At 72.3% G+C, this 23,063-nt stretch carries 23 protein-coding genes; 14 read left to right on the forward strand and 9 right to left on the reverse strand.

Annotated elements, in window-relative coordinates; translation table 11 throughout:
• Positions 1–395 precede the first annotated feature (395 nt).
• The 3 genes from ACH4VX_RS21805 to ACH4VX_RS21815 all read left to right on the forward strand — a co-directional run bounded on the left by ACH4VX_RS21805 (position 396) and on the right by ACH4VX_RS21815 (position 3,748).
• Positions 396–1,481, forward strand: a complete 1,086-nt coding sequence (locus tag ACH4VX_RS21805) for a PP2C family protein-serine/threonine phosphatase (protein ID WP_398369270.1) — start codon at positions 396–398, stop codon at positions 1,479–1,481.
• A gap of 253 nt (positions 1,482–1,734) precedes the next feature.
• Complete coding sequence (locus ACH4VX_RS21810) at positions 1,735–3,075, forward strand: transcriptional regulator (RefSeq protein ID WP_398369271.1); 1,341 nt, start codon at positions 1,735–1,737, stop codon at positions 3,073–3,075.
• Positions 3,076–3,220: 145 nt separating this feature from the next.
• Positions 3,221–3,748, forward strand: a complete 528-nt coding sequence (locus ACH4VX_RS21815) for an NUDIX hydrolase (protein ID WP_398369273.1) — start codon at positions 3,221–3,223, stop codon at positions 3,746–3,748.
• A 58-nt stretch (positions 3,749–3,806) separates the two neighbouring features.
• Here ACH4VX_RS21815 and ACH4VX_RS21820 read toward each other — a convergent pair whose 3' ends face one another.
• Positions 3,807–4,667, reverse strand: a complete 861-nt coding sequence (locus ACH4VX_RS21820; RefSeq protein ID WP_398369274.1) for a 3-hydroxybutyryl-CoA dehydrogenase — start codon at positions 4,665–4,667, stop codon at positions 3,807–3,809.
• 168 nt (positions 4,668–4,835) lie between these two features.
• On the opposite strand from ACH4VX_RS21820, the gene ACH4VX_RS21825 reads away from it, so the two are divergent.
• Positions 4,836–6,071 carry a glycoside hydrolase family 10 protein gene (locus ACH4VX_RS21825; protein ID WP_398369275.1) on the forward strand — a complete coding sequence of 412 codons (1,236 nt, stop codon included), beginning with the start codon at positions 4,836–4,838 and terminating at the stop codon, positions 6,069–6,071.
• Positions 6,072–6,242: 171 nt separating this feature from the next.
• Here the strand turns inward: ACH4VX_RS21825 and ACH4VX_RS21830 are convergent, their stop codons facing one another.
• Both ACH4VX_RS21830 and ACH4VX_RS21835 read right to left on the reverse strand, forming a co-directional pair.
• The gene (locus tag ACH4VX_RS21830) at positions 6,243–6,440 is read right to left on the reverse strand and encodes a DUF1918 domain-containing protein (RefSeq protein ID WP_398369277.1); all 198 of its coding nucleotides are present in this window, start codon (positions 6,438–6,440) and stop codon (positions 6,243–6,245) included.
• A gap of 12 nt (positions 6,441–6,452) precedes the next feature.
• Positions 6,453–7,370, reverse strand: a complete 918-nt coding sequence (locus ACH4VX_RS21835) for a DMT family transporter (protein ID WP_398369278.1) — start codon at positions 7,368–7,370, stop codon at positions 6,453–6,455.
• On the opposite strand from ACH4VX_RS21835, the gene ACH4VX_RS21840 reads away from it, so the two are divergent.
• The 3 genes from ACH4VX_RS21840 to ACH4VX_RS21850 all read left to right on the forward strand — a co-directional run bounded on the left by ACH4VX_RS21840 (position 7,369) and on the right by ACH4VX_RS21850 (position 9,997).
• The gene (locus tag ACH4VX_RS21840) at positions 7,369–8,805 is read left to right on the forward strand and encodes a PLP-dependent aminotransferase family protein (protein ID WP_398369279.1); all 1,437 of its coding nucleotides are present in this window, start codon (positions 7,369–7,371) and stop codon (positions 8,803–8,805) included. The genes ACH4VX_RS21835 and ACH4VX_RS21840 overlap by 2 nt on opposite strands.
• A gap of 40 nt (positions 8,806–8,845) precedes the next feature.
• A complete protein-coding gene (locus ACH4VX_RS21845) occupies positions 8,846–9,283 on the forward strand; it encodes a GNAT family N-acetyltransferase (protein ID WP_398369281.1) in 438 nt (145 codons plus the stop codon).
• A 120-nt stretch (positions 9,284–9,403) separates the two neighbouring features.
• Entirely contained in the window at positions 9,404–9,997 is a 594-nt protein-coding gene (locus ACH4VX_RS21850) for a histidine phosphatase family protein (RefSeq protein ID WP_398369283.1), read from the forward strand.
• On the opposite strand, the gene ACH4VX_RS21855 is transcribed toward ACH4VX_RS21850, so the two are convergent.
• Positions 9,979–10,419 carry a DUF6314 family protein gene (locus ACH4VX_RS21855; RefSeq protein WP_398369579.1) on the reverse strand — a complete coding sequence of 147 codons (441 nt, stop codon included), beginning with the start codon at positions 10,417–10,419 and terminating at the stop codon, positions 9,979–9,981. The genes ACH4VX_RS21850 and ACH4VX_RS21855 overlap by 19 nt on opposite strands.
• 153 nt (positions 10,420–10,572) lie before the next feature.
• Here ACH4VX_RS21855 and ACH4VX_RS21860 point away from each other — a divergent pair, with 153 nt between their 5' ends.
• The 7 genes from ACH4VX_RS21860 (at position 10,573) to ACH4VX_RS21890 (ending at position 18,359) form a co-directional block, all read left to right on the forward strand.
• The gene (locus tag ACH4VX_RS21860) at positions 10,573–13,062 is read left to right on the forward strand and encodes an alpha-L-arabinofuranosidase C-terminal domain-containing protein (protein WP_398369285.1); all 2,490 of its coding nucleotides are present in this window, start codon (positions 10,573–10,575) and stop codon (positions 13,060–13,062) included.
• 53 nt (positions 13,063–13,115) lie between these two features.
• Complete coding sequence (locus tag ACH4VX_RS21865; RefSeq protein ID WP_398369287.1) at positions 13,116–13,439, forward strand: hypothetical protein; 324 nt, start codon at positions 13,116–13,118, stop codon at positions 13,437–13,439.
• Between the two features lie 95 nt (positions 13,440–13,534).
• Positions 13,535–14,563: an N-acetyl-gamma-glutamyl-phosphate reductase gene (gene argC, locus ACH4VX_RS21870; RefSeq protein ID WP_398369288.1), complete on the forward strand. Its 1,029-nt coding sequence runs from the start codon at positions 13,535–13,537 to the stop codon at positions 14,561–14,563.
• Positions 14,560–15,711, forward strand: coding sequence for a bifunctional glutamate N-acetyltransferase/amino-acid acetyltransferase ArgJ (gene argJ, locus ACH4VX_RS21875; protein WP_398369290.1), 1,152 nt, complete (start codon positions 14,560–14,562; stop codon positions 15,709–15,711). The genes argC and argJ overlap by 4 nt, the downstream gene beginning before the upstream one ends.
• A complete protein-coding gene (gene argB / locus ACH4VX_RS21880) occupies positions 15,708–16,610 on the forward strand; it encodes an acetylglutamate kinase (protein WP_398369292.1) in 903 nt (300 codons plus the stop codon). The genes argJ and argB overlap by 4 nt, the downstream gene beginning before the upstream one ends.
• Positions 16,607–17,812 carry an acetylornithine transaminase gene (locus ACH4VX_RS21885; RefSeq protein WP_398369293.1) on the forward strand — a complete coding sequence of 402 codons (1,206 nt, stop codon included), beginning with the start codon at positions 16,607–16,609 and terminating at the stop codon, positions 17,810–17,812. Before argB ends, ACH4VX_RS21885 begins: the two co-directional genes overlap by 4 nt.
• 7 nt (positions 17,813–17,819) lie before the next feature.
• On the forward strand, positions 17,820–18,359 hold the full coding sequence (locus ACH4VX_RS21890) for an arginine repressor (protein ID WP_398369294.1): 540 nt from the start codon (positions 17,820–17,822) through the stop codon (positions 18,357–18,359).
• A gap of 242 nt (positions 18,360–18,601) precedes the next feature.
• Here the strand turns inward: ACH4VX_RS21890 and ACH4VX_RS21895 are convergent, their stop codons facing one another.
• From ACH4VX_RS21895 to ACH4VX_RS21915, 5 genes are all read right to left on the reverse strand, one after another.
• Positions 18,602–19,339: an FAD:protein FMN transferase gene (locus tag ACH4VX_RS21895; RefSeq protein WP_398369581.1), complete on the reverse strand. Its 738-nt coding sequence runs from the start codon at positions 19,337–19,339 to the stop codon at positions 18,602–18,604.
• A gap of 55 nt (positions 19,340–19,394) precedes the next feature.
• The gene (locus ACH4VX_RS21900; protein WP_398369295.1) at positions 19,395–20,171 is read right to left on the reverse strand and encodes an FMN-binding protein; all 777 of its coding nucleotides are present in this window, start codon (positions 20,169–20,171) and stop codon (positions 19,395–19,397) included.
• 52 nt (positions 20,172–20,223) lie between these two features.
• Positions 20,224–21,606 carry a ferric reductase-like transmembrane domain-containing protein gene (locus tag ACH4VX_RS21905; protein ID WP_398369297.1) on the reverse strand — a complete coding sequence of 461 codons (1,383 nt, stop codon included), beginning with the start codon at positions 21,604–21,606 and terminating at the stop codon, positions 20,224–20,226.
• A gap of 76 nt (positions 21,607–21,682) precedes the next feature.
• The gene (locus ACH4VX_RS21910) at positions 21,683–22,384 is read right to left on the reverse strand and encodes a L,D-transpeptidase (protein ID WP_398369299.1); all 702 of its coding nucleotides are present in this window, start codon (positions 22,382–22,384) and stop codon (positions 21,683–21,685) included.
• 3 nt (positions 22,385–22,387) lie between these two features.
• A complete protein-coding gene (locus tag ACH4VX_RS21915; protein WP_398369301.1) occupies positions 22,388–22,975 on the reverse strand; it encodes a pyridoxamine 5'-phosphate oxidase family protein in 588 nt (195 codons plus the stop codon).
• Positions 22,976–23,063 lie beyond the last annotated feature (88 nt).

Raw genomic sequence — 23,063 nt, forward strand, 5'->3', positions numbered from 1 at the left:
GGAAGGGGCGGCGGGGGCGAAAACCCCATGCCCGCCCCCGTCCGCCGCAGGGCCGACAACCACCGGGTTCCGGGGGGGGGGGGGGGGGGGGGGGGACAGCCCCCCCCCCCCCCCCCCCCCCACACCCCCGCGCCCCCCCCCCCCCGGGGGGGGGGCAAAAACCCCCCCCCCCCCCCCCGCCCGCCCCCCCGCCCCCCCCCGGGGGGGGGGGGGGGGGGGGGGGGGGTTCACCCCCCCCCCCCCCGCCCCCCGTTTCCCTCATCCCGCCGGTCACCTCACTCGTTCGGGTGACTATCCGAGGTGATACGTCCGGATCAGGCCATACGGTCGACAGAATCGGACCGGCCTCTCGGGGCCGGTCTGCGCTGTCCGGGCCTATATGGGGGGCCATCGGCATGATCCGCTTCAAGCCTGGGGCTCCCCGCAGGGTGCCACCCCGGTTCCTGTCCTCACGGGTGCCCACCCTCGCGGTGCCCACGGCCTTGGGTGCCACCGCGGTCGCCTACCGGCTGACCTGCCCGCTCGCCCACGACGACGCCCTCGGCGCGCGCCTCGTCAGCAGCGCCGTGATGTGTGCGATCGTCACCGGCCTGGTGATGCACGTCCGGCACCGGCTGCTGCGCGAACTGCGGCGGGCCCGCCGGGTCGCGGAGGCCGCGCAGAGCGTGCTGCTGCGACCGCCGCCCCCGCGGGTCGACGGCCTGGCCACCGCTGCGGTCCACCTCTCCGCCGACCCGGGAGCCCGGATCGGCGACCTGTACGAGGTGGTCGCCACCGAGCACGGCGTACGGGCCGTCATCGGTGACGTCCGCGGGCACGGACTCGGTGCCGTACGGACCGTCGCCGCCGTTCTCGGCAGCTTCCGCGAGGCCGCCCACGACGAGGCCGAACTCGCCGGTGTGCTGCGCCGGCTGGAGCGGGCGATGGCCCGGCACCTGCGGGAGCGGGCCCACGGCGGGCACGATCCGGCGGGTGCCGCCCAGGACGGCCCGCCCGGCGAGGAGTTCGTCACCGTCCTGCTGCTGGAGATCCTCCCGGACGGGGGCGTACGGGCCCTGAACTGCGGCCACCCCTGGCCGTATCTGCTGACCGGCACACGGGCCGAACCGCTCGCCCGCACCGATCCGCTTCCACCGCTCGGCCCGTTCCCGCTGCCGCCCGAACTCCCCGCCGTTCCCTGCGGCCCCCTGCTGCCCGGCGACGCACTCGTCCTGCACACGGACGGAGCAGAGGAGGCACGCGACGCCGGAGGCCGGTTCTTCCCCCTGCGGGACGTCCTCACCGAGGCCGCGCGCGAGCACCCGCTCACCGCCCGGTCCGTGCTGCGCACGGTCCTCACGGCACTGCTGCGGCACACCGTCGGCCCGCCGAAGGACGACGTGGCCCTGCTGATCCTCAGGAACGAGCGGCCTGTGGGGAGCACTCCCACAGGGACGCGCGCCACCGCGCGGCCGGCCGGCCACCTCCGGTCCCCGGCGTGACCGGCGGTGCCACGCCGTCCGTCCCGCCACGGAGTGTCGGGCAGGCGGCAGGGCGGACGGCGTGGAAACGGGCCGCCGCACTGTACGAGGGGGAGCCGACGGCCCGGCCGGCCTCTTTCGAGGCAGTTCAGTCAACCGGCCGGACACGTTCGGCGACAGTGCGCGCACACTGCGGATACGGGCACTCCGTTCACACCCCGTGTGAACGGCCGGCCACTACTCTGTCCGGCACCGAGCCACCGGGGGCCCTGGAATGCAGCCCAACACTCTGCTCGACGCGATCCTGGACGAGGCCGGGATCTCGCACGCGGGCCTGGCCGCGCACGTCAACCAGGCCGGACGGGCGCGCGGTCTGCCGCTCCGCTACGAACACACCGCCGTGGCGCGGTGGCTGAAGGGACAGCGGCCCCGGGGACAGGTGCCCGACCTGATCTGCGAGGTGCTCGCCGCCCGGCTGCACCGCCAGGTCACCCTCGACGACATCGGCCTCGGCGTGTCCGGTGGGCCGTCCGCCCCGCACACCGGATCGCTCTCCGGGTTCGTCGAGCGCGCCACCGCGCTGTGGCGCTCCGACCAGCAGCGGCGCCCGCACATAATCGGCGCCCCCGCCGTCACCGGCACGCCCGCCGTCATGCCCGTGTGGGAGTGGGAGAACCCGCCCGAGGACGTGGACGTCTCCCGCGGCGGCCGGCACCGGGTCACCCCCGGCGACCTCGACATGCTGCGCGCCGCCCGCACCCACTACGAGCAGATGTACCGCAAGGCGGGCGGGGTCGCGACCCGCGCCCGGATCGTCGGCTTCCTGAACGCCGAGGCCGCCCCGCTGCTGCGTGGCGGCTACACCGACGCCACCGGCCGCCAACTGCACCGGGCCACCGGCGGCCTGGTGGCGGTCGCCGGCATCTGCGCGTACGACTCCGACGCGCACGGCCTCGCCCAGCGCTACTTCCACCAGGCGCTGCGGCTGGCGAAGGCCAGCGGGGACCGGGGACTCGGCGCCTATGTGATCGCGCTGCTCGTCAACCAGTCGCTGTTCATGCGGGAGCACCGGCAGGCCGTCGCCTTCGCGGAGGCCGCGCTGCGCGCCGCCGGCACCCGCATCACCCCGGCCCTCGCCTCCGACCTGTACGCGATGCAGGCCAAGGCGTACGCGCACCTCGGCGACGGCACCGCCGCGCTGTCCTGCATCCGGAGGGCCGAGCAGACCGCCGAGCGGATCCGGCGCGGAACCGAACCCGACGAGACCGGCTATGTCCAGCCCGGCCTGGTCAACGTCCAGGTGGCGGAGGCGCTGCTCAGCCTCGGCGAGCTGGCGGCGGCGGGGGAACACGCGGCGGCGGCCGTGGACAACCCCGCGCACGACCGGGGCCGGGTGCACCGGCTGGCCATGCTGAGCACCATCGAGCTGCGCCAGGGCAACGCCGACAAGGCGGTGGCCATCGCGGTGCAGATGGCCGAGCAGGCCCGCGGAATGGAGTCGCAGCGGCTGCGGGACAGACTGCGCGAGGTGCGCGAGCACCTCGTCCGCAGCGGCTGCGCGGGCACGGCCGAGGCGGCCGAGCTCATCGACGGGGCACTGCGCGTACCGCTGTAGCACAGGCGCGGTTCGAGGACCCCCGTGCCCGGCCGCGTGCCTCCACCGCGCCCGCCGCTGCACCGCGGGCGGCCTCCCGTGCGCCTGCCTGTCTGACCGCTGCTGCTGCGATATTGCCCCTTACCCGTCGGAAGGTGGCAGAACCGTGCAGTGGACGAAGCGGAACGAACAGGCCGTGTACTCAAATCCCTGGTTCAGCGTCAATCTCGCGGATGTCGAGCTGCCGGACGGCCGGCATCTCGACCACTTCCTCATACGGCTGCGTCCCGTCGCCGTGGCCACGGTGGTGAACGAGGCCAACGAGGTCCTCCTGCTGTGGCGCCACCGCTTCATCACCGACAGCTGGGGGTGGGAACTCGCGGCCGGCGTGGTCGAGGACGGCGAGGACGTCGTCGGGGCCGCCGCGCGGGAACTGGAGGAGGAGACCGGCTGGCGGCCGGGACCGCTGCACCACCTCATGAGCGTGGAGCCGTCCAACGGCCTCACCGACGCCCGGCACCACGTCTACTGGTCCGACGAGGGCGAGTACGTCGGACACCCAGTGGACGACTTCGAGTCGGACCGCCGGGAGTGGGTGCCCCTGAAAGTGGTCCCCGACCTGGTCGCCGCCGGAGAGGTCCCGGCCGCCAACATGGCGGCGGCGTTACTCCTGCTGCACCACCTCAGGATCTGACGCCACGGGCCCGGCACCACCTTCAGGTGCTGGGCCCGCAAGACGTCACCGTTCGTGCTCAGCCGTAGGTGTAGAAGCCGGAACCGGACTTGCGGCCCAGCCGGCCCGCGTCGACCATGCGCTGCAGCAGCGGGGGAGCGGCGTACAGCGGCTCCTTGTACTCCTCGTACATCGAGTACGCCACCGAGGCCACCGTGTCCAGGCCGATCAGGTCGGACAGCTTCAGCGGGCCCATCGGGTGGGCGCAGCCCATCTCCATGCCGTTGTCGATGTCCTCGCGGCTGGCGATGCCCGACTCGAACATCCGGATCGCGGAGAGCAGGTACGGGATCAGCAGCGCGTTCACCACGAAACCGGAACGGTCCTGGGCGCGGATCGCGTGCTTGCCCAGCAGCTTCTCGGTGAAGGCCTGGGCACGGCTCAGCGTGCCCTCGGAGGTGGTGAGCGCCGGGATCAGCTCGACCAGCTTCTGCACCGGGGCCGGGTTGAAGAAGTGGATGCCGATGACGTGGTCGGGCCGCGAGGTGGCGACCGCCAGCTTCACCAGTGGAATGGAGGAGGTGTTGGAGGCCAGGATCGCGTCCGGCCGGGTCACCACCTGGTCGAGGACCTGGAAGATCTCGGTCTTGACCTGCTCGTTCTCGACCACGGCCTCGATCACCAGATCACGGTCGGCGAACTCGCCGAGGTCCGTGGTGAAGCTCAGCCGGGCCTGCGTGGACGCCAGCTCCTCCTCGGAGATCTTGCCGCGCTCGGCCGCCTTCGACAGGGAGTTGAACAGCCGGGTACGGCCGATCTCCAGGGCCTCGCCGGTGGTCTCGGCGACCTTGACGTCCAGTCCGGCCCGGGCGCACACCTCGGCGATCCCCGCGCCCATCTGACCGCAGCCCACCACTCCGACGCGTTCGATGTCGGTCACATCGGTCCTTTCGCTCCTGCTTACGGCTGTGGCAGGTCGCCGGGTCCCGGGTCCTGCTCCGTTCGTGCACGTTACTCCGAAGTATCGATGATCGATCGCGGGGGTGGGGCATCCTGGGCGCAGGACCGTGGCCGACCAGGGGTTCGTCGGTGTTCCAGGGGGGGCGCGATGGGACGGGTGTCACGCAGGGTGTTCGCGACGGCGGCGCTGGCCGCGCTGGCGACGGCGCCGCGGGCGTCCGCCGTGCCGCGGCCGCGCGCGGTGCCGGCCGCGGAGACCGGCGAGATGCGGGGCATGTGGGTGGCCACCGTCACCAACCGGGACTGGCCCTCCCGGCCGGGGCTGAGCGCCGCGCGACAGCGTGCCGAGCTGACCGCCCACCTCGACGCGGCCGTCCACAACCGCCTCAACACCGTGGTCCTCCAGGTGCGGCCCACGGCCGACGCGCTGTGGTCCTCGCCGTACGAGCCGTGGTCGCAGTACCTCACCGGCACCCAGGGCGCGCATCCCGGCTGGGACCCGCTCGGCACGGCCGTCGAGGAGGCCCACGCCCGCGGTCTGGAGCTGCACGCCTGGTTCAACCCGTACCGCGTGGCCACGCACGCCGACCCCGCCCGGCTCACCGCCTCCCACCCCGCCCGCCGCAACCCCGGCTGGATCGTCCCGTACGGCGGGAAGCTCCACTACAACCCGGGACTGCCCGAGGTCCGTGCCTTCGTACGGGAGGCGATGCTGGACGCGGTGCGCCGCTACCCCGTCGACGCGGTCCACTTCGACGACTACTTCTACCCGTATCCGGTGGCCGGGCAGACCTTCGACGACGACCTCGCCCACGACACCTACGGCGGCGACTTCCCGGACCGGGCGGCCTGGCGGCGGGACAACGTCGACCGGCTGGTGCGCGAGACGGCCGCCGGGATCAGGGAGATCCGGCCCGGCACCCGCTTCGGCATCAGCCCCTTCGGCGTGTGGCGCAACGCCGACGTGGACGAACGCGGCTCGGACACCCGCGCGGGCGTGCAGACCTACGACGACCTGCACGCCGACACCCGCCGGTGGGCCCGGGAGAACTGGATCGACTACATCTGCCCGCAGCTGTACTGGAACATCGGCTTCGCCGCCGCCGACTACGCCGAGCTGCTGCCCTGGTGGGCCGAGGTCGTCCGGGGCTCCGGGACCCGGCTGTACGTGGGGGAGGCGCTTTACAAGGCGGGCGACCCGGCCCAGCCCGCGGCCTGGCGGGACCCGGCCGAGCTGTCCCGCCACCTCGCGCTGGCCGCCGAGTGGCCGGAGGCGAAGGGGCACATCTTCTTCGCCGCCAAGGAGGTGGCGACGGACCGGATCGGTGCGATGGCCCGCGTCGTCGCCGATCACTATCAGCGGCCGGCGAAGGTGCCGCGATGACGGACGGCGGCGGCGCGGGACCGGAAGTCGGTCCCGGCCCGTCTTCGGCAGGCGCTGGACACCTTCGAGCAGATGGGTGCCCCTGGGGCGGAAGAGGTGCGGACCGAACTCGACCGGCTCGAAGGCGCCCGGCCCGGCACCACCGGCGGCCGGCCGCACCTCCGCGCCGGTCTACCGCTGTCGCGTCGCCCTGTGCCGGATCTCGGTGTCGGGGCCGGGCGAGCACACGCCCTCGTGTCCGTCCTCGAAGCGGACCCGGTAGGGCGGATCGCCCTTCGGGCCGAGTACTTCGACGATCTCTCCGACCTTGTCGTGCTGGCCGACCACCCTGCCGTGCTGGACAAGCTGGTCGCCCTCGGTTGCGCGCATCGGGGCCTCCTCTCAACCGCGTGCCCGCTGGGTGACGGCGATGCACACGAGCACAGCCGCAGCCGTCAGCGGGGCGGCCACCGTCAGCTGCTCGTTCAGCAGCAGCACCGACCACACCAGTGTGAGCAGTGGCTGAGCCAGCTGCAACTGGCTGGCCTTGGGGATGCCGATGGTCGCCATGCCCCGGTACCAGACGATCAGCCCGAGGAACTGCGATCCCGCCGCCACCCACAGCAGGCCGGCCGCGCTGTGCGCGGTCAGCAGCACCGGCTCGACGCTCAGCGCGACCGCGGCGACGGGCAGGGTGATCGGCAGGCACAGCATCAGCGCCCAGCCGATCACCTGCCAGCCCGGCATCACCCGGGCCAGCCTGCCGCCCTCGGTGTAGCCGGCCGCACACACCAGGAGCGCCGCGAAGAGATACAGGTCGGCCGTGGTCAGCGCGCCGCCGCTCTGCTGCACGGTGAACGCCAGTACCGCGGCGGCCCCGGCGAGGGCCGCCGTCCAGAAGGGGCGCGAGGGGCGGGAGCCGACGCGCAGCGCGGACAGCAGCGCCGTGGTCAGCGGGAGCAGGCCCACCACGACGGCCGCGTGCGCGGTGGTCGAGGTCCCCAGCGCCAGGGTGGTCAGCATCGGGAAGCCGAGCACCACTCCCGCGCCGACCACCGCGAGTCCTGGCCAGTGCTTCCGGTCCGGTGGCGGAACACGCAGGGCGAGCAGACAGCCGCCGGCGATCAGCGCCGCGAGCACACTGCGCACGGCCACCAGTGACCAGGGCCCGAAGCCTTCGAGCCCCCAGGCGGTGGCCGGGAAGGTGAGGGAGAAGGCGATCACGCCGAGGGCGGCCTGGAGGGTGCCGAAGCCGCGGCGGTCGCGGGGGGCGGTGACTGCTATCGGCAGTGCGGCAGTAGCGCTACTCTGTGCTCTCATGCATGAGCGTAGCAGTGTCGGTGAACTGGCGGATCAGTTGCGGAGGGAGCTGGACCGCTACTCTCCCGGTGGAAAGCTCCCCTCCAGTCGGGCCCTGGTGGAGCGGTTCCGGGTGAGTCCGGTGACCGTCTCCCGGGCGCTGGCGCAGCTCGCCGCCGAGGGCCTGGTGATCACCCGGCCCGGCGCCGGCGCCTTCCGCGCACGGCCCCGGGCGACGGCCGTGCCCGCCGGGGACACCTCCTGGCAGGAGGTCGCCCTCAGCGCCGACGGCGCCGCCGACCTCGTACCGCGCTCGGTGGACGCCTCCGGGGTACTGGTCTCGCTGGCCGCGCCGCCGCCCGGAGTGATCGAGTTCAACGGCGGCTATCTGCACCCCTCCCTGCAACCGGAGCGAGCCATGGCGGCGGCGCTGTCCCGGGCCGGGCGCCGGCCGGGCGCCTGGGGACGGCCGCCCATGGAAGGACTGCCCGAGCTGCGCGAGTGGTTCGCGCGCAGCATCGGCGGGCCGGTGACGGCGGCGGGCGTGCTGGTCACCTCGGGCGGGCAGTCCGCGCTGACCACCGCCCTGCGCGCGCTCGCCCCGCCGGGCGCCCCCGTCCTCGTCGAGTCGCCCACCTACCCGGGCATGCTGGCCATCGCCCGCGCGGCCGGACTGCGCCCGGTGCCCGTCCCGGTGGACGCGGACGGCGTGCGGCCCGCGCTGCTCGCGGACGCGTTCCGGGCGAGTGGCGCCCGGGTCTTCGTCTGCCAGCCGTTGTTCCAGAACCCCACCGGCGCCGTGCTCGCCCCCGAGCGGCGCGGCGAGGTGCTGCGCATCGCCCGCGAGGCGGGCGCCTTCGTGATCGAGGACGACTTCGTACGGCGGCTGGTGCACGAGGACGCGGGCCCGCTGCCGCGCCCGCTCGCCGCCGACGACCCCGACGGGGTGGTGGTGCACGTCTGCTCGCTGACCAAGGCGACCTCGCCCAGCTTCCGGGTGAGCGCGCTCGCCGCGCACGGCCCGGTTCTCGAACGGCTGCGGGCCATCCAGATCGTCGACACCTTCTTTGTGCCCCGGCCCCTCCAGGAGGCCACGCTGGAACTCGTCGGCTCGCCCTCCTGGCCGCGCCATCTGCGCGCGGTCTCTGCCGCGCTGCGGGCCCGCCGGGACGCGATGACCGGCGCGCTCCGCCTCCACCTGCCCGAACTCGCCCTGCCGCACATTCCGTCCGGCGGCTACCACCTGTGGCCGAGGCTGCCCGCCGGCGCGGCGGAGTCCGCCCTGACCGCCGCCGCCCTGCGCGCGGGCGTCGCCGTCACCCCCGGCCGCCCCTACTTCAGCGCCGAACCCCCGGCCGGCCACCTCCGCCTGAGCTTCGCGGCGGTGGCCGGCACCGGGGAGATCGCCGAGGGCGTACGGCGGCTGCGCACCGCCTGCGACGAGGTGCTGGGATAAGGGTTCGACGCCGTACGGCCCGACCTGCGAGCATCCGGCCATGACCGACTCCCCGCGCCTGCCCGAGGGCTACGAGATCTCCACCGACCCCGCCCGGATCGACGCCGGACGTGTCCACCGGTGGCTGTCCACCGACGCGTACTGGGCACTGGGCCGATCCCGCGAGAAGCAGGACCGGGCGATCGAGGGCTCGCTCAACTTCGGCGTCCACGACACCCTCTCGGGGGAGCAGGTGGCGTACGCCCGGGTCATCACCGACCGGGCGACCTTCGCCTGGCTGTGCGACGTGTACGTGGACCCGTCGGTGCGCGGCAAGGGCATCGGTACGGCCCTGGTGGCGGCCGTGCGGGAGGAGCTGCGGCCCTGCGGGCTGAAGCGGATCATGCTGGCCACGCACGACGCGCACGAGGTCTACGCGAAGCTCGGGTTCCGGCCGCTGGAGCGGCCCGACCACTGGATGGCGCTCGCCCAGGGATGACGGCGCGTTTCGGGGCACTTGTCCGGCGCGTCCTTACCGGTGGGTAAGGCCGGATGCACCTTGAGTGACGGCTCGGTGACACCCCTTGACCCGCGCACCTCGGCGACTCACGATCGCCGCATGGCACTTCGGGTCACGTTCGTCGCCGCCGCGGGGAGCTCCCCGGTGCTCGCCGAACGCTTCGAGGACGACCGGCCGCTGGACCAGGCCGGCTGGAGCGAGGTGCAACGGGTCGCGCACGGACTGCTGCCGCTCGCCGCGGCCGATCTGCGCTACTGCTCCCCGGCCCCGCGCAGCCGTGCCACCGGGGAGGGTCTCGGATACGCGCCGCTGGTGCAGCTCGCCCTGCGCGACTGCGACATGGGCCGCTGGCGGGGGCTGACCCTGGGGGAGGCGATGGCCCGGGAACCGGGGACCGTGGACGCCTGGCTCGCCGACCCGCGGTCCACCCCGCACGGCGGGGAGTCGCTGCTGGACTTCATCGGCCGCGTCGGCGGCTGGCTCGACACCCGGCCGGTCGAGGACGGCTGCCGGGTCGTCGCCGTGGCCGAGCCGTCGGTGATCCGCGCGGCCCTGGTGTACGTGCTCAAGGCCCCGCCCGCCACGTACTGGAACATCGACGTCCGCTCGCTGTCGACGATCGGTGTCGCCGGCCGGGCGGGCCGCTGGAACCTGCGCCTCGAAGGGGTGCCCGCTCAGCCCACGCGCGCGTAGCCGGTGGTGAGCTCCAGGTCCTTCGCGGGACCGCGCACCCGCCAGACCGTCCGCCAGTGGTCCGCGTCCCGGACGGTGAACTCGCCCCGGTAGAGGTCCGCCGAGCACGGGTGGTCGGCGACGTACCGGCCGGCGGTGAGGTCCAGGTCGTGGAAGGGACGGCCGTCCGCGAACCGTACGTCCACCGTGCCGCCCGGCCCGGGCAGGAAGCGCAGGGTCCGCTCGGCGGGCCGGGTGACGCCCCGCCAGGTGAAGTCGCCGGACTCGCTCTGCAGCAGGCCGCCGCCCTCCAGCGGGCCGAAAACGACCGTCCCCTCGAAGCGCCCCTCCTCGCCGCTCGCCAGGTCCCGCACGGTCCGTTCCGCCCGCCAGTGACCGCTGAGGTAGCCCAGTGCGTCGGGCACCGGCCAGAACTCGTCCATCCCGCCTCGTTCCCGCGTGGTGTCCGTTGTCGCACGACCCATTGACGTGCTCCTGCCTCCTCCCTATCTTGCCGTTCGAAGTGCTGACCGTTGATCGATATATCGAACACCTCCTAGAGTCACCCCACTCCTAGAGAGAGCCGCTGGGTATCCATGTCACGCACAGCACGAAACCGCGCCCGCCTCGGACTCGGTCTCACCGCCACCGCGCTCCTGACGGCCGCCGCCCTCGTCCCGGCCCCCGCGCACGCCGAGGACGCCACCGACTACACGATCACCGTCGACCCGAGCGCCGAGGGCGCGGAGATCGGCGACACGATGTACGGCGTCTTCTTCGAGGACATCAACCGGGCCGCCGACGGCGGTCTGTACGCCGAGCTCGTGCAGAACCGGTCCTTCGAGTACTCCACCGCCGACAACGGCTCCTACACGCCCCTGACCTCCTGGGCGGTCGGCGGTACGGCCGAGGTGGTGGACGACTCCGGCCGGCTCAACGAACGCAACCGCAACTACCTCTCCCTGGGCGCCGGTTCGTCGGTCACGAACTCCGGTTACAACACCGGCATCCGCGTGGAGGAGGGCGAGCGGTACGACTTCTCCGTGTGGGCCCGCGCCGAGAGCGCCGGCACTCTCACCGTCACACTGAAGGACGCCGCCGGTGAGCTCGCGAAGGCCCGCAAGGTGGCCGTCGAGGGCGGCTGGGCCAAGTACACGGCCAAGTTCACCGCGTCGCGCACCAGCAACCGCGGCCGCCTCGCCGTCACCTCCTCCTCCGCCGCGGCCCTCGACATGGTGTCGCTGTTCCCGCGCGACACCTACAAGAACCAGTCCAACGGCCTGCGCAAGGATCTCGCCGAGAAGATCGCCGCCCTGGATCCCGGCTTCGTCCGCTTCCCCGGCGGCTGTCTGGTCAACACCGGCTCCATGGAGGACTACAGCGAGGCCTCCCACTGGCAGCGCAAGCGCTCCTACCAGTGGAAGGACACCGTCGGCCCGGTCGAGGAGCGCGCCACCAACGCCAACTTCTGGGGATACAACCAGAGTTACGGCCTCGGCTACTACGAGTACTTCCGCTTCGCCGAGGACGTCGGCGCGATGCCGCTGCCCGTCGTCCCCGCACTGGTCACCGGCTGCGGCCAGAACAGGGCCACCGACGACGAGGCGCTGCTGAAGCGGCACATCCAGGACACCCTCGACCTGATCGAGTTCGCCAACGGCCCCGCGAACTCCACCTGGGGCGAGGTGCGCGCCGCAATGGGCCACCCCGAACCCTTCGGCCTCACCCACATCGGCGTCGGCAACGAGGAGAACCTGCCGCGCGAGTTCTTCGCCCGCTTCCAGCAGTTCCGGACCGCCATCGAGGCGAAGTACCCGGGCATCACCGTCGTCTCCAACTCCGGCCCCGACGACTCCGGCACGACCTTCGACACCGCCTGGCAGCTCAACCGCGAGGGCAAGGTCGACCTGGTCGACGAGCACTACTACAACAGCCCGCAGTGGTTCCTGCAGAACAACGACCGCTACGACTCCTACGACAGGAACGGCCCCAAGGTCTTCCTCGGTGAGTACGCCTCCCAGGGCAACGCCTGGAAGAACGGCCTCGCCGAAGCCGCGTTCATGACCGGCCTGGAGCGCAACGCCGACATCGTCGAGCTGGCCTCGTACGCGCCGCTGCTCGCCAACGAGGACTACGTCCAGTGGTCCCCGGACATGATCTGGTTCAACAACCACGCCTCCTGGGGCTCGGCCGACTACGAGGTCCAGAAGCTGTTCATGACCAACGTCGGCGACCGTGTGGTCCCGTCGGAGGCGAGCACCACCCCGGACGTCAGCGGCCCCATCACCGGCGCCGTCGGCCTGTCGACCTGGGCGACGAGCGCGGCGTACGACGACGTGAAGGTGACCTCCGCCGACGGCACGTCCCTGCTGAGCGACGACTTCTCCGGTGACGCCTCGAAGTGGAGCCACAGCGGGGGCGGCAGCTGGAGCGTCCAGGACGGCCAGTACCTGCAGACCGACGAGGCCGCCGAGAACACCCTGGTCACGGCCGGTGACCCGGCCTGGCACGACTACGACCTCCATGTGAAGGCCACCAAGAAGGCCGGGAAGGAGGGCTTCCTCGTCGCCTTCGGCGTCAAGGACACCGGCAACCACTACTGGTGGAACCTCGGCGGCTGGAACAACACCCGGTCCGCCGTCGAGCAGGCCTCGGACGGCGGAAAGTCGACGCTGATCTCCAAGGCCGGCTCGATCGAGACGGGCCGCGCCTACGACATCGACATCAAGGTGCGGGGCCGCCAGGTGACCCTCTACCTCGACGGTCAGGAGTGGGGCGGCTTCACCGACGACAAGCCGGCCGAGCCGTTCCGCCAGGTGGTCACCGAGGACGCCCGCACCGGTGACCTGATCGTCAAGGTCGTCAACGCCCGGCCGGCCGAGGCCCGCACGGCGATCGACCTCGGCGGCGCGAGGGTCTCCTCCAAGGCCCGCGTGACCACCCTGGCCGCCGACGCGGACGCGGTCAACACGGAGACGGACGCCCCGGTCACCCCGGTGACCTCCACCTTCCGGGGTGCCGCGAGCGAGTTCACGTACACCTTCCCGGCGAACTCGGTGACGTTCCTGCGGATCAGGCAGCGGTGACCCTTCCCTCCCGGCCCCCTGTCGAGAGGGCGGCGGGCTAGGCTCTCGTACTCATGAGCGTCGAACGACCGAGTGCCGTGAGGGTCTGGAGACGGGTGCGGCGGGCCGACAGGTCCGTCGCACCCTTCGTCGCGGCGGGGAGCGCCCTGGTGGGCGGCGTGCTCCTGCTGCTGGCGATCGGTGTGATCGGGGACCCCGCCACCCGCGCGGAGGAGACCGCCGCCCAGGGCCTGGCGCTGCGGATCTTCGGGTGCTGGCTGCTGGGCGGAGTGGTGCTGTTCGCCGTGCTCGGCATGACACGCGCCCTGCTCGGGCACCTCGCCGCCCTGCTCCTCACCCCCCTCGCGATCGTCGTCGCCCTGATGGCCCTGGCCTGACCCCCGCCGCCGACGGCCACGGGGCCGTTCCGGGACCGCATTGCATAAACGTGCATTGAAACGTATAGTCATGCCATCCAGGAGGAGGGTTTCCCATGGTGGTACGTGCGGCGGTGGCCGGAGCTAGCGGGTATGCGGGCGGTGAGCTGCTGCGTCTGCTGCTCACGCACCCAGAGGTCGAGATCGGTGCGCTGACCGGCAACTCCAACGCCGGGCAGCGGCTGGGTGCGCTCCAGCCGCACCTGCCGCCGCTGGCCGACCGCGTACTGGAACCGACCACGCCGGAGGTGCTCGCCGGGCACGATGTCGTGTTCCTCGCGCTGCCGCACGGCCAGTCCGCCGCCGTCGCCGAACAGCTCGGCGAGGAGGTGCTCGTGATCGACATGGGCGCCGACTTCCGGCTGGGGGACGCCGCCGACTGGGAGGCGTTCTACGGCTCCCCGCACGCCGGTACCTGGCCCTACGGCCTGCCCGAACTGCCGGGTGCCCGCGCCGCGCTGGAGGGGTCCAAGCGCGTCGCGGTGCCCGGTTGCTACCCGACCGCCGTCTCCCTCGCCCTCTTCCCGGCGTACGCCGCCGGTCTCGCCGAGTCCGAGGCGGTGATCGTCGCCGCCTCCGGCACCTCCGGCGCGGGCAAGGCGGCCAAGCCGCACCTGCTGGGCAGCGAGGTCATGGGGTCCATGTCGCCGTACGGCGTGGGCGGCGGGCACCGGCACACCCCCGAGATGATCCAGAACCTCAGCGCGGCGGCGGGCGAGCGGATCTCGGTCTCCTTCACGCCGACCCTCGCGCCGATGCCCCGCGGCATCCTCGCCACCTGCACCGCGAAGGCGAAGCCCGGCGTCACCGCCGAGTCCGTGCGCGCCGCCTACGAGAAGGCCTTCGCCGACGAACCCTTCGTCCGTCTGCTCCCCGAGGGGCAGTGGCCGGCGACCGCGTCCGTCTACGGTTCCAACGCCGTTCAGGTCCAGGTCGCGTACGACGAGGCCGCCGGGCGGATCATCGCGATCAGCGCCATCGACAACCTGACCAAGGGCACCGCGGGCGGTGCCGTCCAGAGCATGAACCTCGCCCTGGGTCTCGACGAGGCCACCGGGCTGACGACGATCGGAGTCGCGCCGTGAGTGTGACGGCAGCACAGGGATTCACGGCGGCGGGCATCGCCGCCGGGATCAAGGAGAACGGCAACCCCGACCTGGCCCTCGTGGTCAACAACGGCCCCCGCCGCGCCGCCGCCGGCGTCTTCACCTCCAACCGCGTCAAGGCAGCGCCCGTGCTCTGGTCCGAGCAGGTGCTGAAGAGCGGGCAGCTGTCCGCCGTCGTCCTCAACTCCGGCGGCGCCAACGCCTGTACGGGACCGAAGGGCTTCCAGGACACCCACGCCACCGCCGAGAAGGCCGCCGAGGTGCTCGGGACGGGAGCGGGTGAGATCGCCGTGTGCTCCACCGGACTCATCGGTGTCCTGCTCCCCATGGACAAGCTGCTCCCCGGCGTCGAGACCGCCGCCGGTCAGCTGTCCGAGCACGGCGGTGAGAAGGCCGCCATCGCCATCAAGACCACCGACACCGTCCACAAGACGTCCGTCGTGACGAAGGACGGCTGGACCGTCGGCGGCATGGCCAAGGGCGCCGGCATGCTCGCCCCCGGCCTCGCCACCATGCTCGTCGTCCTCACCACCGACGCCGACCTCGACCCAGGGGTGCTCGACAAGGCCCTGCGCGACGCGACCCGGGTCACCTTCGACCGGGTCGACTCCGACGGCTGCATGTCCACCAACGACACCGTGCTGCTGCTCGCCTCGGGCGCCTCCGCCGTCACCCCGCGGTACGAGGAGTTCGCCGAGGCCGTACGGGCCGTCTGCGACGACCTCGGCCAGCAGCTCATCCGCGACGCCGAGGGCGCGGGCAAGGACATCAAGGTCGAGGTCGTCAACGCCGCGACCGAGGACGACGCCGTCGAGGTGGGCCGCTCCATCGCCCGCAACAACCTCCTCAAGTGCGCCATCCACGGCGAGGACCCCAACTGGGGCCGCGTCCTGTCCGCCATCGGCACCACGAAGGCCGCCTTCGAGCCCGACGAGCTCAACGTGGCCATCAACGGCGTCTGGGTGTGCAGGAACGGCGGCGTCGGCGAGGACCGCGAACTGGTCGACATGCGCTACCGCGAGGTCCACATCGTGGCGGACCTCGCCGCCGGTGACGCCACCGCCACCATCTGGACCAACGACCTCACCGCCGACTACGTCCACGAGAACAGCGCCTACTCATCATGAGCACCACGCGTAAGCACACCGCGCTCCCCAAGGCCCAGATCCTCATCGAGGCGCTGCCCTGGCTGACCCGGCACCACGGCAGGACCGTCGTCATCAAGTTCGGCGGCAACGCCATGGTGGACGAGGACCTCAAGGCCGCCTTCGCCCAGGACGTCGTCTTCCTGCGGCACGCCGGGCTCAAGCCCGTCGTCGTGCACGGCGGCGGCCCGCAGATCAGCCGGGCGCTCGAAACCCACGGCATCGTCAGCGAGTTCAAGGCCGGTCTGCGCGTCACCACCGAGGACGCCATGGACGTCGTACGCATGGTGCTCGCCGGACAGGTGCAGCGGGAGCTGGTCGGGCTGCTCAACCGGCACGGTCCGTTCGCCGTCGGCCTCACCGGCGAGGACGCGCACACCCTCACCGCCACCAAGCACCGGCCCACGATCGACGGCGAGTCGGTCGACATCGGGCGGGTGGGCGAGATCACCGAGATCGACACCGGCGCGATCGAGGCGCTGCTCGCCGACGGCCGTATCCCGGTCGTCTCGTCGATCGCCCGCAGCCAGGACGACCACCATGTCTACAACGTCAATGCTGATACGGCGGCTGCGGCACTCGCTGCTGCACTGGGCGCCGAGACCCTCATGGTCCTCACGGACGTCGAAGGGCTCTACGAGGACTGGCCGGACTCCGACGAGGTGATCAGCCGGCTCACCGCGTCCCAGCTCGAGAAACTGCTGCCGGAGCTGTCCTCCGGCATGGTGCCGAAGATGGAGGGCTGTCTGCACGCCGTGCGCAACGGCGTGACCACCGCCCGCGTCATCGACGGCCGGGTCCAGCACTCGATCCTGCTGGAGATCTTCACGGACGAGGGCATCGGCACGATGGTCGTGCCCGACGAACAGGGGGATTCGTGAGCAACGAAGAGCTGACCGCGCGGTGGCAGGGCGCGCTGATGAACAACTACGGCACGCCGCGCCTGCCCCTCGTACGCGGCGAGGGCCCGAAGGTCTGGGACGCCGAAGGCGCGGAATACGTCGACTTCGTCGGCGGCATCGCCACCAACGCCCTCGGCCACGCCCACCCGGCGATCGTCGAGGCCGTGAGCCGGCAGATCGGCTCCCTCGGCCACATCTCCAACTTCTTCATGGCCGAGCCGACGGTCGCCCTCGCCGAGCGGCTGCTCCAGCTCTTCGGCCGGGACGGCAGGGTCTTCTTCTGCAACTCCGGCGCCGAGGCCAACGAGGCCGCCTTCAAGATCGGCCGGCTGACCGGACGGACCCATGTCGTCGCCACCGAGGGCGCCTTCCACGGCCGTACGATGGGCGCCCTCGCGCTCACCGGCCAGCCCGGCAAGCGGGAGCCGTTCCAGCCGCTGCCCGCCGACGTCACCCATGTGCCCTTCGGCGACGCGCAGGCGCTGGACGCAGCGGTCACCGAGGAGACGGCCCTGGTCGTCATCGAACCCATCCAGGGCGAACTCGGCGTGGTCGTCCCGCCCGCCGGCTATCTGAAGGCGGCCCGCGCCATCACCGCCGCCAAGGGCGCGCTGCTCGTGCTGGACGAGGTGCAGACCGGCATCGGCCGCACCGGACACTGGTTCGAGTACCAGGCCCACGAGGGCGTCCTGCCGGACGTGGTCACCCTGGCCAAGCAGATCGGCGGCGGCCTGCCGCTGGGCGCCACCGTCGCCTTCGGCCGCGCCGCCGATCTGCTGGGGCCCGGCCACCACGGCACGACCTTCGGCGGCAACCCGGTCGCCTGCGCCGCCGGACTCGCCGTTCTCGACACCATCGACAACGAGGGGCTGCTGGAGAACGTCAAGCGGCAGGGCGAGAAACTCCGCGACGGAATCGAGGGGTTCGGCCACGCCTTGATCGACCATGTCCGGGGTGCGGGCCTCCTCCTGGGTATCGTGCTCACCGAGCCGCTCGCGCCCCAGGTGCAACAGGCGGCTCAGGACGCCGGATTCCTCGTGAACGCGCCCGCCCCCGATGTCATACGGCTCATGCCGCCGCTGAACCTCGGGGACGACGTGGTGGACGCCTTCCTCGGGGCGCTGCCCGGCATCCTGGACCAGGCCGGCACGGCGGGCGGGGAAGGACGATCCGGAGAATGAGACGACGATGAGCCAGGAGCAGGACCAGGGCCAGCACGCCGGGCCTGCCGTGCCGCAGACGCGCACCGCACGCCACCGCCGGATCGTGGACATCCTCAACCGGCAGCCGGTGCGGTCGCAGAGCCAGCTGGCGAAGCTGCTCGCCGACGACGGGCTGAGCGTCACCCAGGCGACGCTCTCCCGGGATCTGGACGAGCTGAACGCGGTGAAGATCCGCAACAACGACGGCGACCTGATCTACGCGGTGCCGAGCGAGGGGGGGTTTCGCACCCCCCGGGCACCGCTGGGGGAGTCCGCGAAGGAGGAGCGGATGCGGCGGCTCTCCCAGGAGCTGCTGATCTCCGCGGAGGCCTCCGCGAACCTGGTCGTCCTGCGCACCCCGCCGGGCGCCGCGCAGTTCCTCGCCTCGGCGATCGACCAGGCGGAGCTGCACGACCTCCTCGGCACGATCGCCGGCGACGACACGCTGCTGCTGATCAGTAGGGAGCCGACGGGAGGCCAGGCCCTGGCGGACCACTTGCTGCGCCTGGCCCAGAACGGCCACTGAAGGGGGCGGGGCGGTGGTCTGCCGAGTGCGGGCCGTACGTGGCCGGTCGCGCAGTTCCCCGCGCCCCGGGGACGTCGCACCTGCGGAGCCGCCTCAGCTGCGGGCAGTCGTGCCTCCCCCGGTGCCTCAAGGGCCTGGGAGGTACCCCCGGGGCGGCACGGGTGGGCGCGGCGGCACCCCGCGAACGCGGTGAGTGACACGCCGGTGCCTCAGCCGCAGCGCCGCTCACCCAGCAGCGCCGCTCACCCCAACCACCCCGCCAACCCGCCCGTGCACCGCACCTCGTCACCCGCCGTGATCAGCAGCGCCTCGACGTCCGGCAGGGACTCCAGCCAGGCGAGCGCCTGCCGGGAGCCCATCGCGAACGCCGCCGTGGCCCAGCAGTCCGCCCACGTCAGACGAGGGGCGACGACAGTCACCGCGACCAGGTCGGTCACCGCCGGACGGCCCGTGCGCGGGTCGACGATGTGATTCCCCCGCTCGGCCGTACCGGACGTGGCCACCGCCAGTTCCTCCGCCCCGGCCGCCGAGACGACGGCAGCGAGACCGCCCGGACGCAACGGGTCCGAGACGCCCACCCGCCACGGCCGCCCCGCCCCCGGCGCCCCCAGCAACTGCACGTCCCCGCCCCCGTTGACGCTCACCCCCGTCGTCCCCGCCGCAGCGAGCCGCCGCGCCGCCCGCTCGGTGGCCCAGCCCTTGACGATGCCCGTCGGATCGAGACACCCCCGGTAGCGCGGACTGAACCAGCCGTCGCTCACCCGCTCCGCCTCCGCGGCCAGCTCCAGCACCTCGGCGACCTCGGCATCACACTCCTCGACGCTCAGCTCATCCCGCGCCAGCCGGCAGATCTGGCTGTCGTCGCGGTACGTGCTGAACACCTCGTCGACCCGGTGCAGCCCCGCGACCGCCTCCTCCAGTGCCGCGCGCACCGCGGCGGGTTCCCCGCCGCGGACGTCGAGGGAGAAGACGGTCCCCATCGTCTCCTCCGCACGACGCGCCGCGGCGGGAGCCTCGGCCGGTTCGGCCACCGTGTCAGCCACCGGCCTTGTCCAGTGCCGACTGGAGTGACTGTGTGTACCCCGCGCTCGTGTACGTGGCCCCCGACACCGCGTCGATCCCCGCGTCGCCGGCCGCCACCGCCGCCTGGTTGAGCTTCGGCACGGCGTCGGAGGTGACCTGGTCGCTCTGTCCGCCCTTGGGCGTCTGCACCGCCTCGGCCTTGGTGATCTCCCCGCCGCTGACGGTGATCCGTACCTGTACCGGCCCGTACTGCGTCTGCGCCACGTCCCCGGTGACGGTCCGCGCCTGCGCGCTCCCGGCACCGCCCGAGCCGGAGGACCCCGAGGAACCCGGGGACCCGGCCGCCCGCGCCTTGTCCAGCGCCGACTGCAGCGACTTCTTGTAGCCGGAACTCGTATAGGTCGCCCCCGACACCGCGTCGATCTCCGCGCTCTGCGCCGCGACGGCCGCCCGGTTGAGTCTGGGCACGGAGTTGGAGGTGACCCGGTCGCTCTGTCCGCCCTTGGGCGCCTGCACGGCCTCGGCCTTGGTGATCTTCCCGCCGCTCACCGTCAGCCGGACCTGCACCGCGCCGTACTGGGTCCGCGCGGCGTCACCGGTGACGGTGCCGTTCCCGATGGGCTGGGCGCCGCCCTGCGGCGACTGGGCCGCCGCGGGCGGGGCCGCACCGCCGGCCGCGGCGGCCGAGCCGGGGTCGGACGCCGGTTTGAGCGACAGCAGCAGCACGATGCCGGACACGGTGGCGGCGGTCGCGAGCACGGCACGCCGGACGGGGTGACTCTTCCTCATCGCTTCTCAAGCTCCTGGTGGCTGTGGATGACCCGGGTGGATGACCCGTCGCTCACATCTCGAACGACTCGTGATGGATGCGCCGGGCGGGGACTCCCGCCCCGCGCAGAGCCTCGTACACCGTCTGCGCGAACCCGGCCGGACCGCACATGAACACGTCGTGGCGGTCGACGTCCGGGATCTTCCGCTGCAGGCTCTCCGCCGAGATGTCCGGGCGCTCCCCGTCGGGGCTGTTCACCGCGTACATCAACCGGGCACCGCGCTCGTCGGCGATCTTCGCCAGCTCGCCCCACAGCGCCAGGTCCTGCGTGCTGTTCGCCCGGTACAGCAGCGTGATGTCACCGGAGGCGCCGGGCAGCGTCTCGAACAGCGCCCGCATCGGGGTGATCCCCACCCCGCCCGCCACCAGCAGCACCTTGCCCCGGCTGCGGCGCTGCGCGGTCAGTGCCCCGTACGGGCCCTCCGCCCACACCTTCGTCCCGGGCTCCAGCTCGCGCAGCCGGGAGGTGTGGTCGCCGATCGCCTTGACCGTGATCCGCAGCATGTCCGGCCGGGGCGCCGCCGACAGCGAGTACGGATGGGAGCTGAAGCGCATGCCCGGCGCCTTGAACCGCCAGCGGAAGAACTGCCCGGCCTCCGCCCCCATCCGGTGCAGCTTGCGCCCGCCGATCAGTACGGACACGATGCCCGGCGTCTCCTCGACGACCGCCTCGACCCGCATCCGGTGCCGCATGTTCAGCCGCACCGGGGTGATGACCCGGTACCACAGCACCAGCGCGGTCACGACGCCGTACAGCCCGTACCAGAAGGTCTTCGCGGTCGGCTCCACGGCGAACTCGTTGCCGGTGGTGATCTGGTGCCAGAACGTCAGGAAGACCGCCGCGTACGTCAGCAGGTGCACGTGGTACCAGCCGTCGTACGGCAGCCGGCGCCGGATCGGGCCGATGGAGATGAAGGCGATCACGAACAGCAGACCGGTGCCGATGGCGGCCTTGCCCATGTCGGGCAGCGTGTTGATGGAGGTGACCGTCTGCTGCACGATGTCGCCGAGGCTCCTGCCCGCCTGACGGGCATAACCCCACATGATCAGGAAGACATGCGCCATGACCAGGCTGACGGTGTAGCGGCCGCTCATCGCGTGCCAGCGGGCGACCCGGTCCGAACCCACCCGGCGTTCCAGTGCGGGCACCCGCGCCATCTGGAGCACCACCAGGGCCATCAGATAGCCGGCGAGCAGACCGGTGATCCGGCCCGCGGCGATGATCTTCCCGGTGGTGTCCGCGATGGACGGTGTGTTGGTCCACCACAACCACAGCACGGCCACCGCGCCCGCACCCACGGCGAGCAGCAGGGGCACGGCGGGGGAGCGGCGCGGACGGATGCGGCGCATCGTCTGGCGGCGGGCGGCACGGCCGCCGGCGAGCGTGGTGGTCACGGTTCCTCCGTGGGGACTTGACCCTTGGCCCACACATACGTGCCGTCACGCCGGAGTGTTCAGAGGAGATCCCGGTTCAGTACCGGGTGATCGTCGTGCGCCCGCTCTTCGTCCCGATCGCGATGTGCGGGCCCCGCGCGGGATCGGCCCAGCGCAGGATCTTCCGCATCGCCTTCTTCGGCACGGACACACATCCCGCCGTGGCGCCGCGCCCGTTGACGTGCAGGAAGATTCCGGCGCCCCGGCCGCGCACCGGCCGCTGGTAGTTGAAGCCGACGACGAGGGCATGGGCGTACTGCGCGCGGTGGCCGATCAGGTGCTCGGCCTCGGCGGCCCGGCAGTCGGCCGCGCGGGGCTCGGTCCAGCGGTTGTAGGAGCGCGAGTCGTTGTCCTGGCACCACCAGGAGTTCTGCCGTACCGGGCGGTACGTGTACGCGGTCCCGCGCGGCGCCGCGTCGATGCCGAAGGCGTACGGCATTCCGTACAGCCCGGTCGGGGTCGTGTCCGTGCCCTGCCGGCGGGCGGCGCCCTCGGCCAGGCCCTTCGCCCCGAAGCGGGCCGGCGCGGAACCGGCCGCCACCCAGCGGCCGTCCTTCCGGTCCCACCAGGTGACCGTGCCGGACGTCGAGCCGGTGTCCGGTGCCACCGCGGTGATCAGCTGGGTGCCGCCCCCGGTGTCCGCCATCCGGTCCGGCAGCGGCGCGGAAGGCCGGCCGGCGCCGAGCAGGAGCAGGGACAGAGAGACGAGTACGGCGGCGGGAGCGGCACCTGGGCGCATGCCTCAGACGGTAGAGGGGGGCAGCGGCAACGGCAGCCCGGGCAGTCCGTCCAGGCTGGTCGCGATGTACTCCTTCTTGGTGAAGTACGCGTCGAGCGAGGCGTCGTCCTCCCGCGCGAACCGCTTCCCGTGCAGGTCCCGGTCGCTCTCGTACGCCATGAAGGGCACCCCGTATCCGCAGGTGTCGCGGATCAGTTCGGCCGTCACGACGACGACGGCGCGCAGGCCGTGGAGGGAGGGGTCGATGTCGGGGAAGTGCGTGAGCAGTTCCCCGAAGCGCGGGTCGTCGCGGAAGACGGGCTCGCCGCGGCCGTGCACGCGCACGATGTTCGGCGGCCCCTGGAAGGCACACCACATCAGGGTGATCCGGCCGTTCTCCCGCAGATGGGCGATGGTCTCGGCGTTGGAGCCGGCGAAGTCGAGGTAGGCCACGGTCAGCTCGTCGAGGATCGCGAAGGACCCCTTGAGCCCCTTGGGCGAGAGGTTGACCGTGCCGTCGGCGGACAGCGGGGCGGTGGCGGTGAAGAAGACCGGCTGTTCCTCGATGAAGGTGCGGAGGCGGCCGTCTATGCGCTCATAGGTCTTTCCCATGTCCACCGATTATGGGGCCATGTCTTTCGTTTGTCTAAGCAATTGGTGGTCGGCCGGAGAAGTACCGTGGCCGCCCCGGCCGGCGCTT

The organism is Streptomyces sp. NPDC020731, assembly GCF_044334705.1.
In the GTDB taxonomy this organism is placed as follows: domain Bacteria; phylum Actinomycetota; class Actinomycetes; order Streptomycetales; family Streptomycetaceae; genus Streptomyces.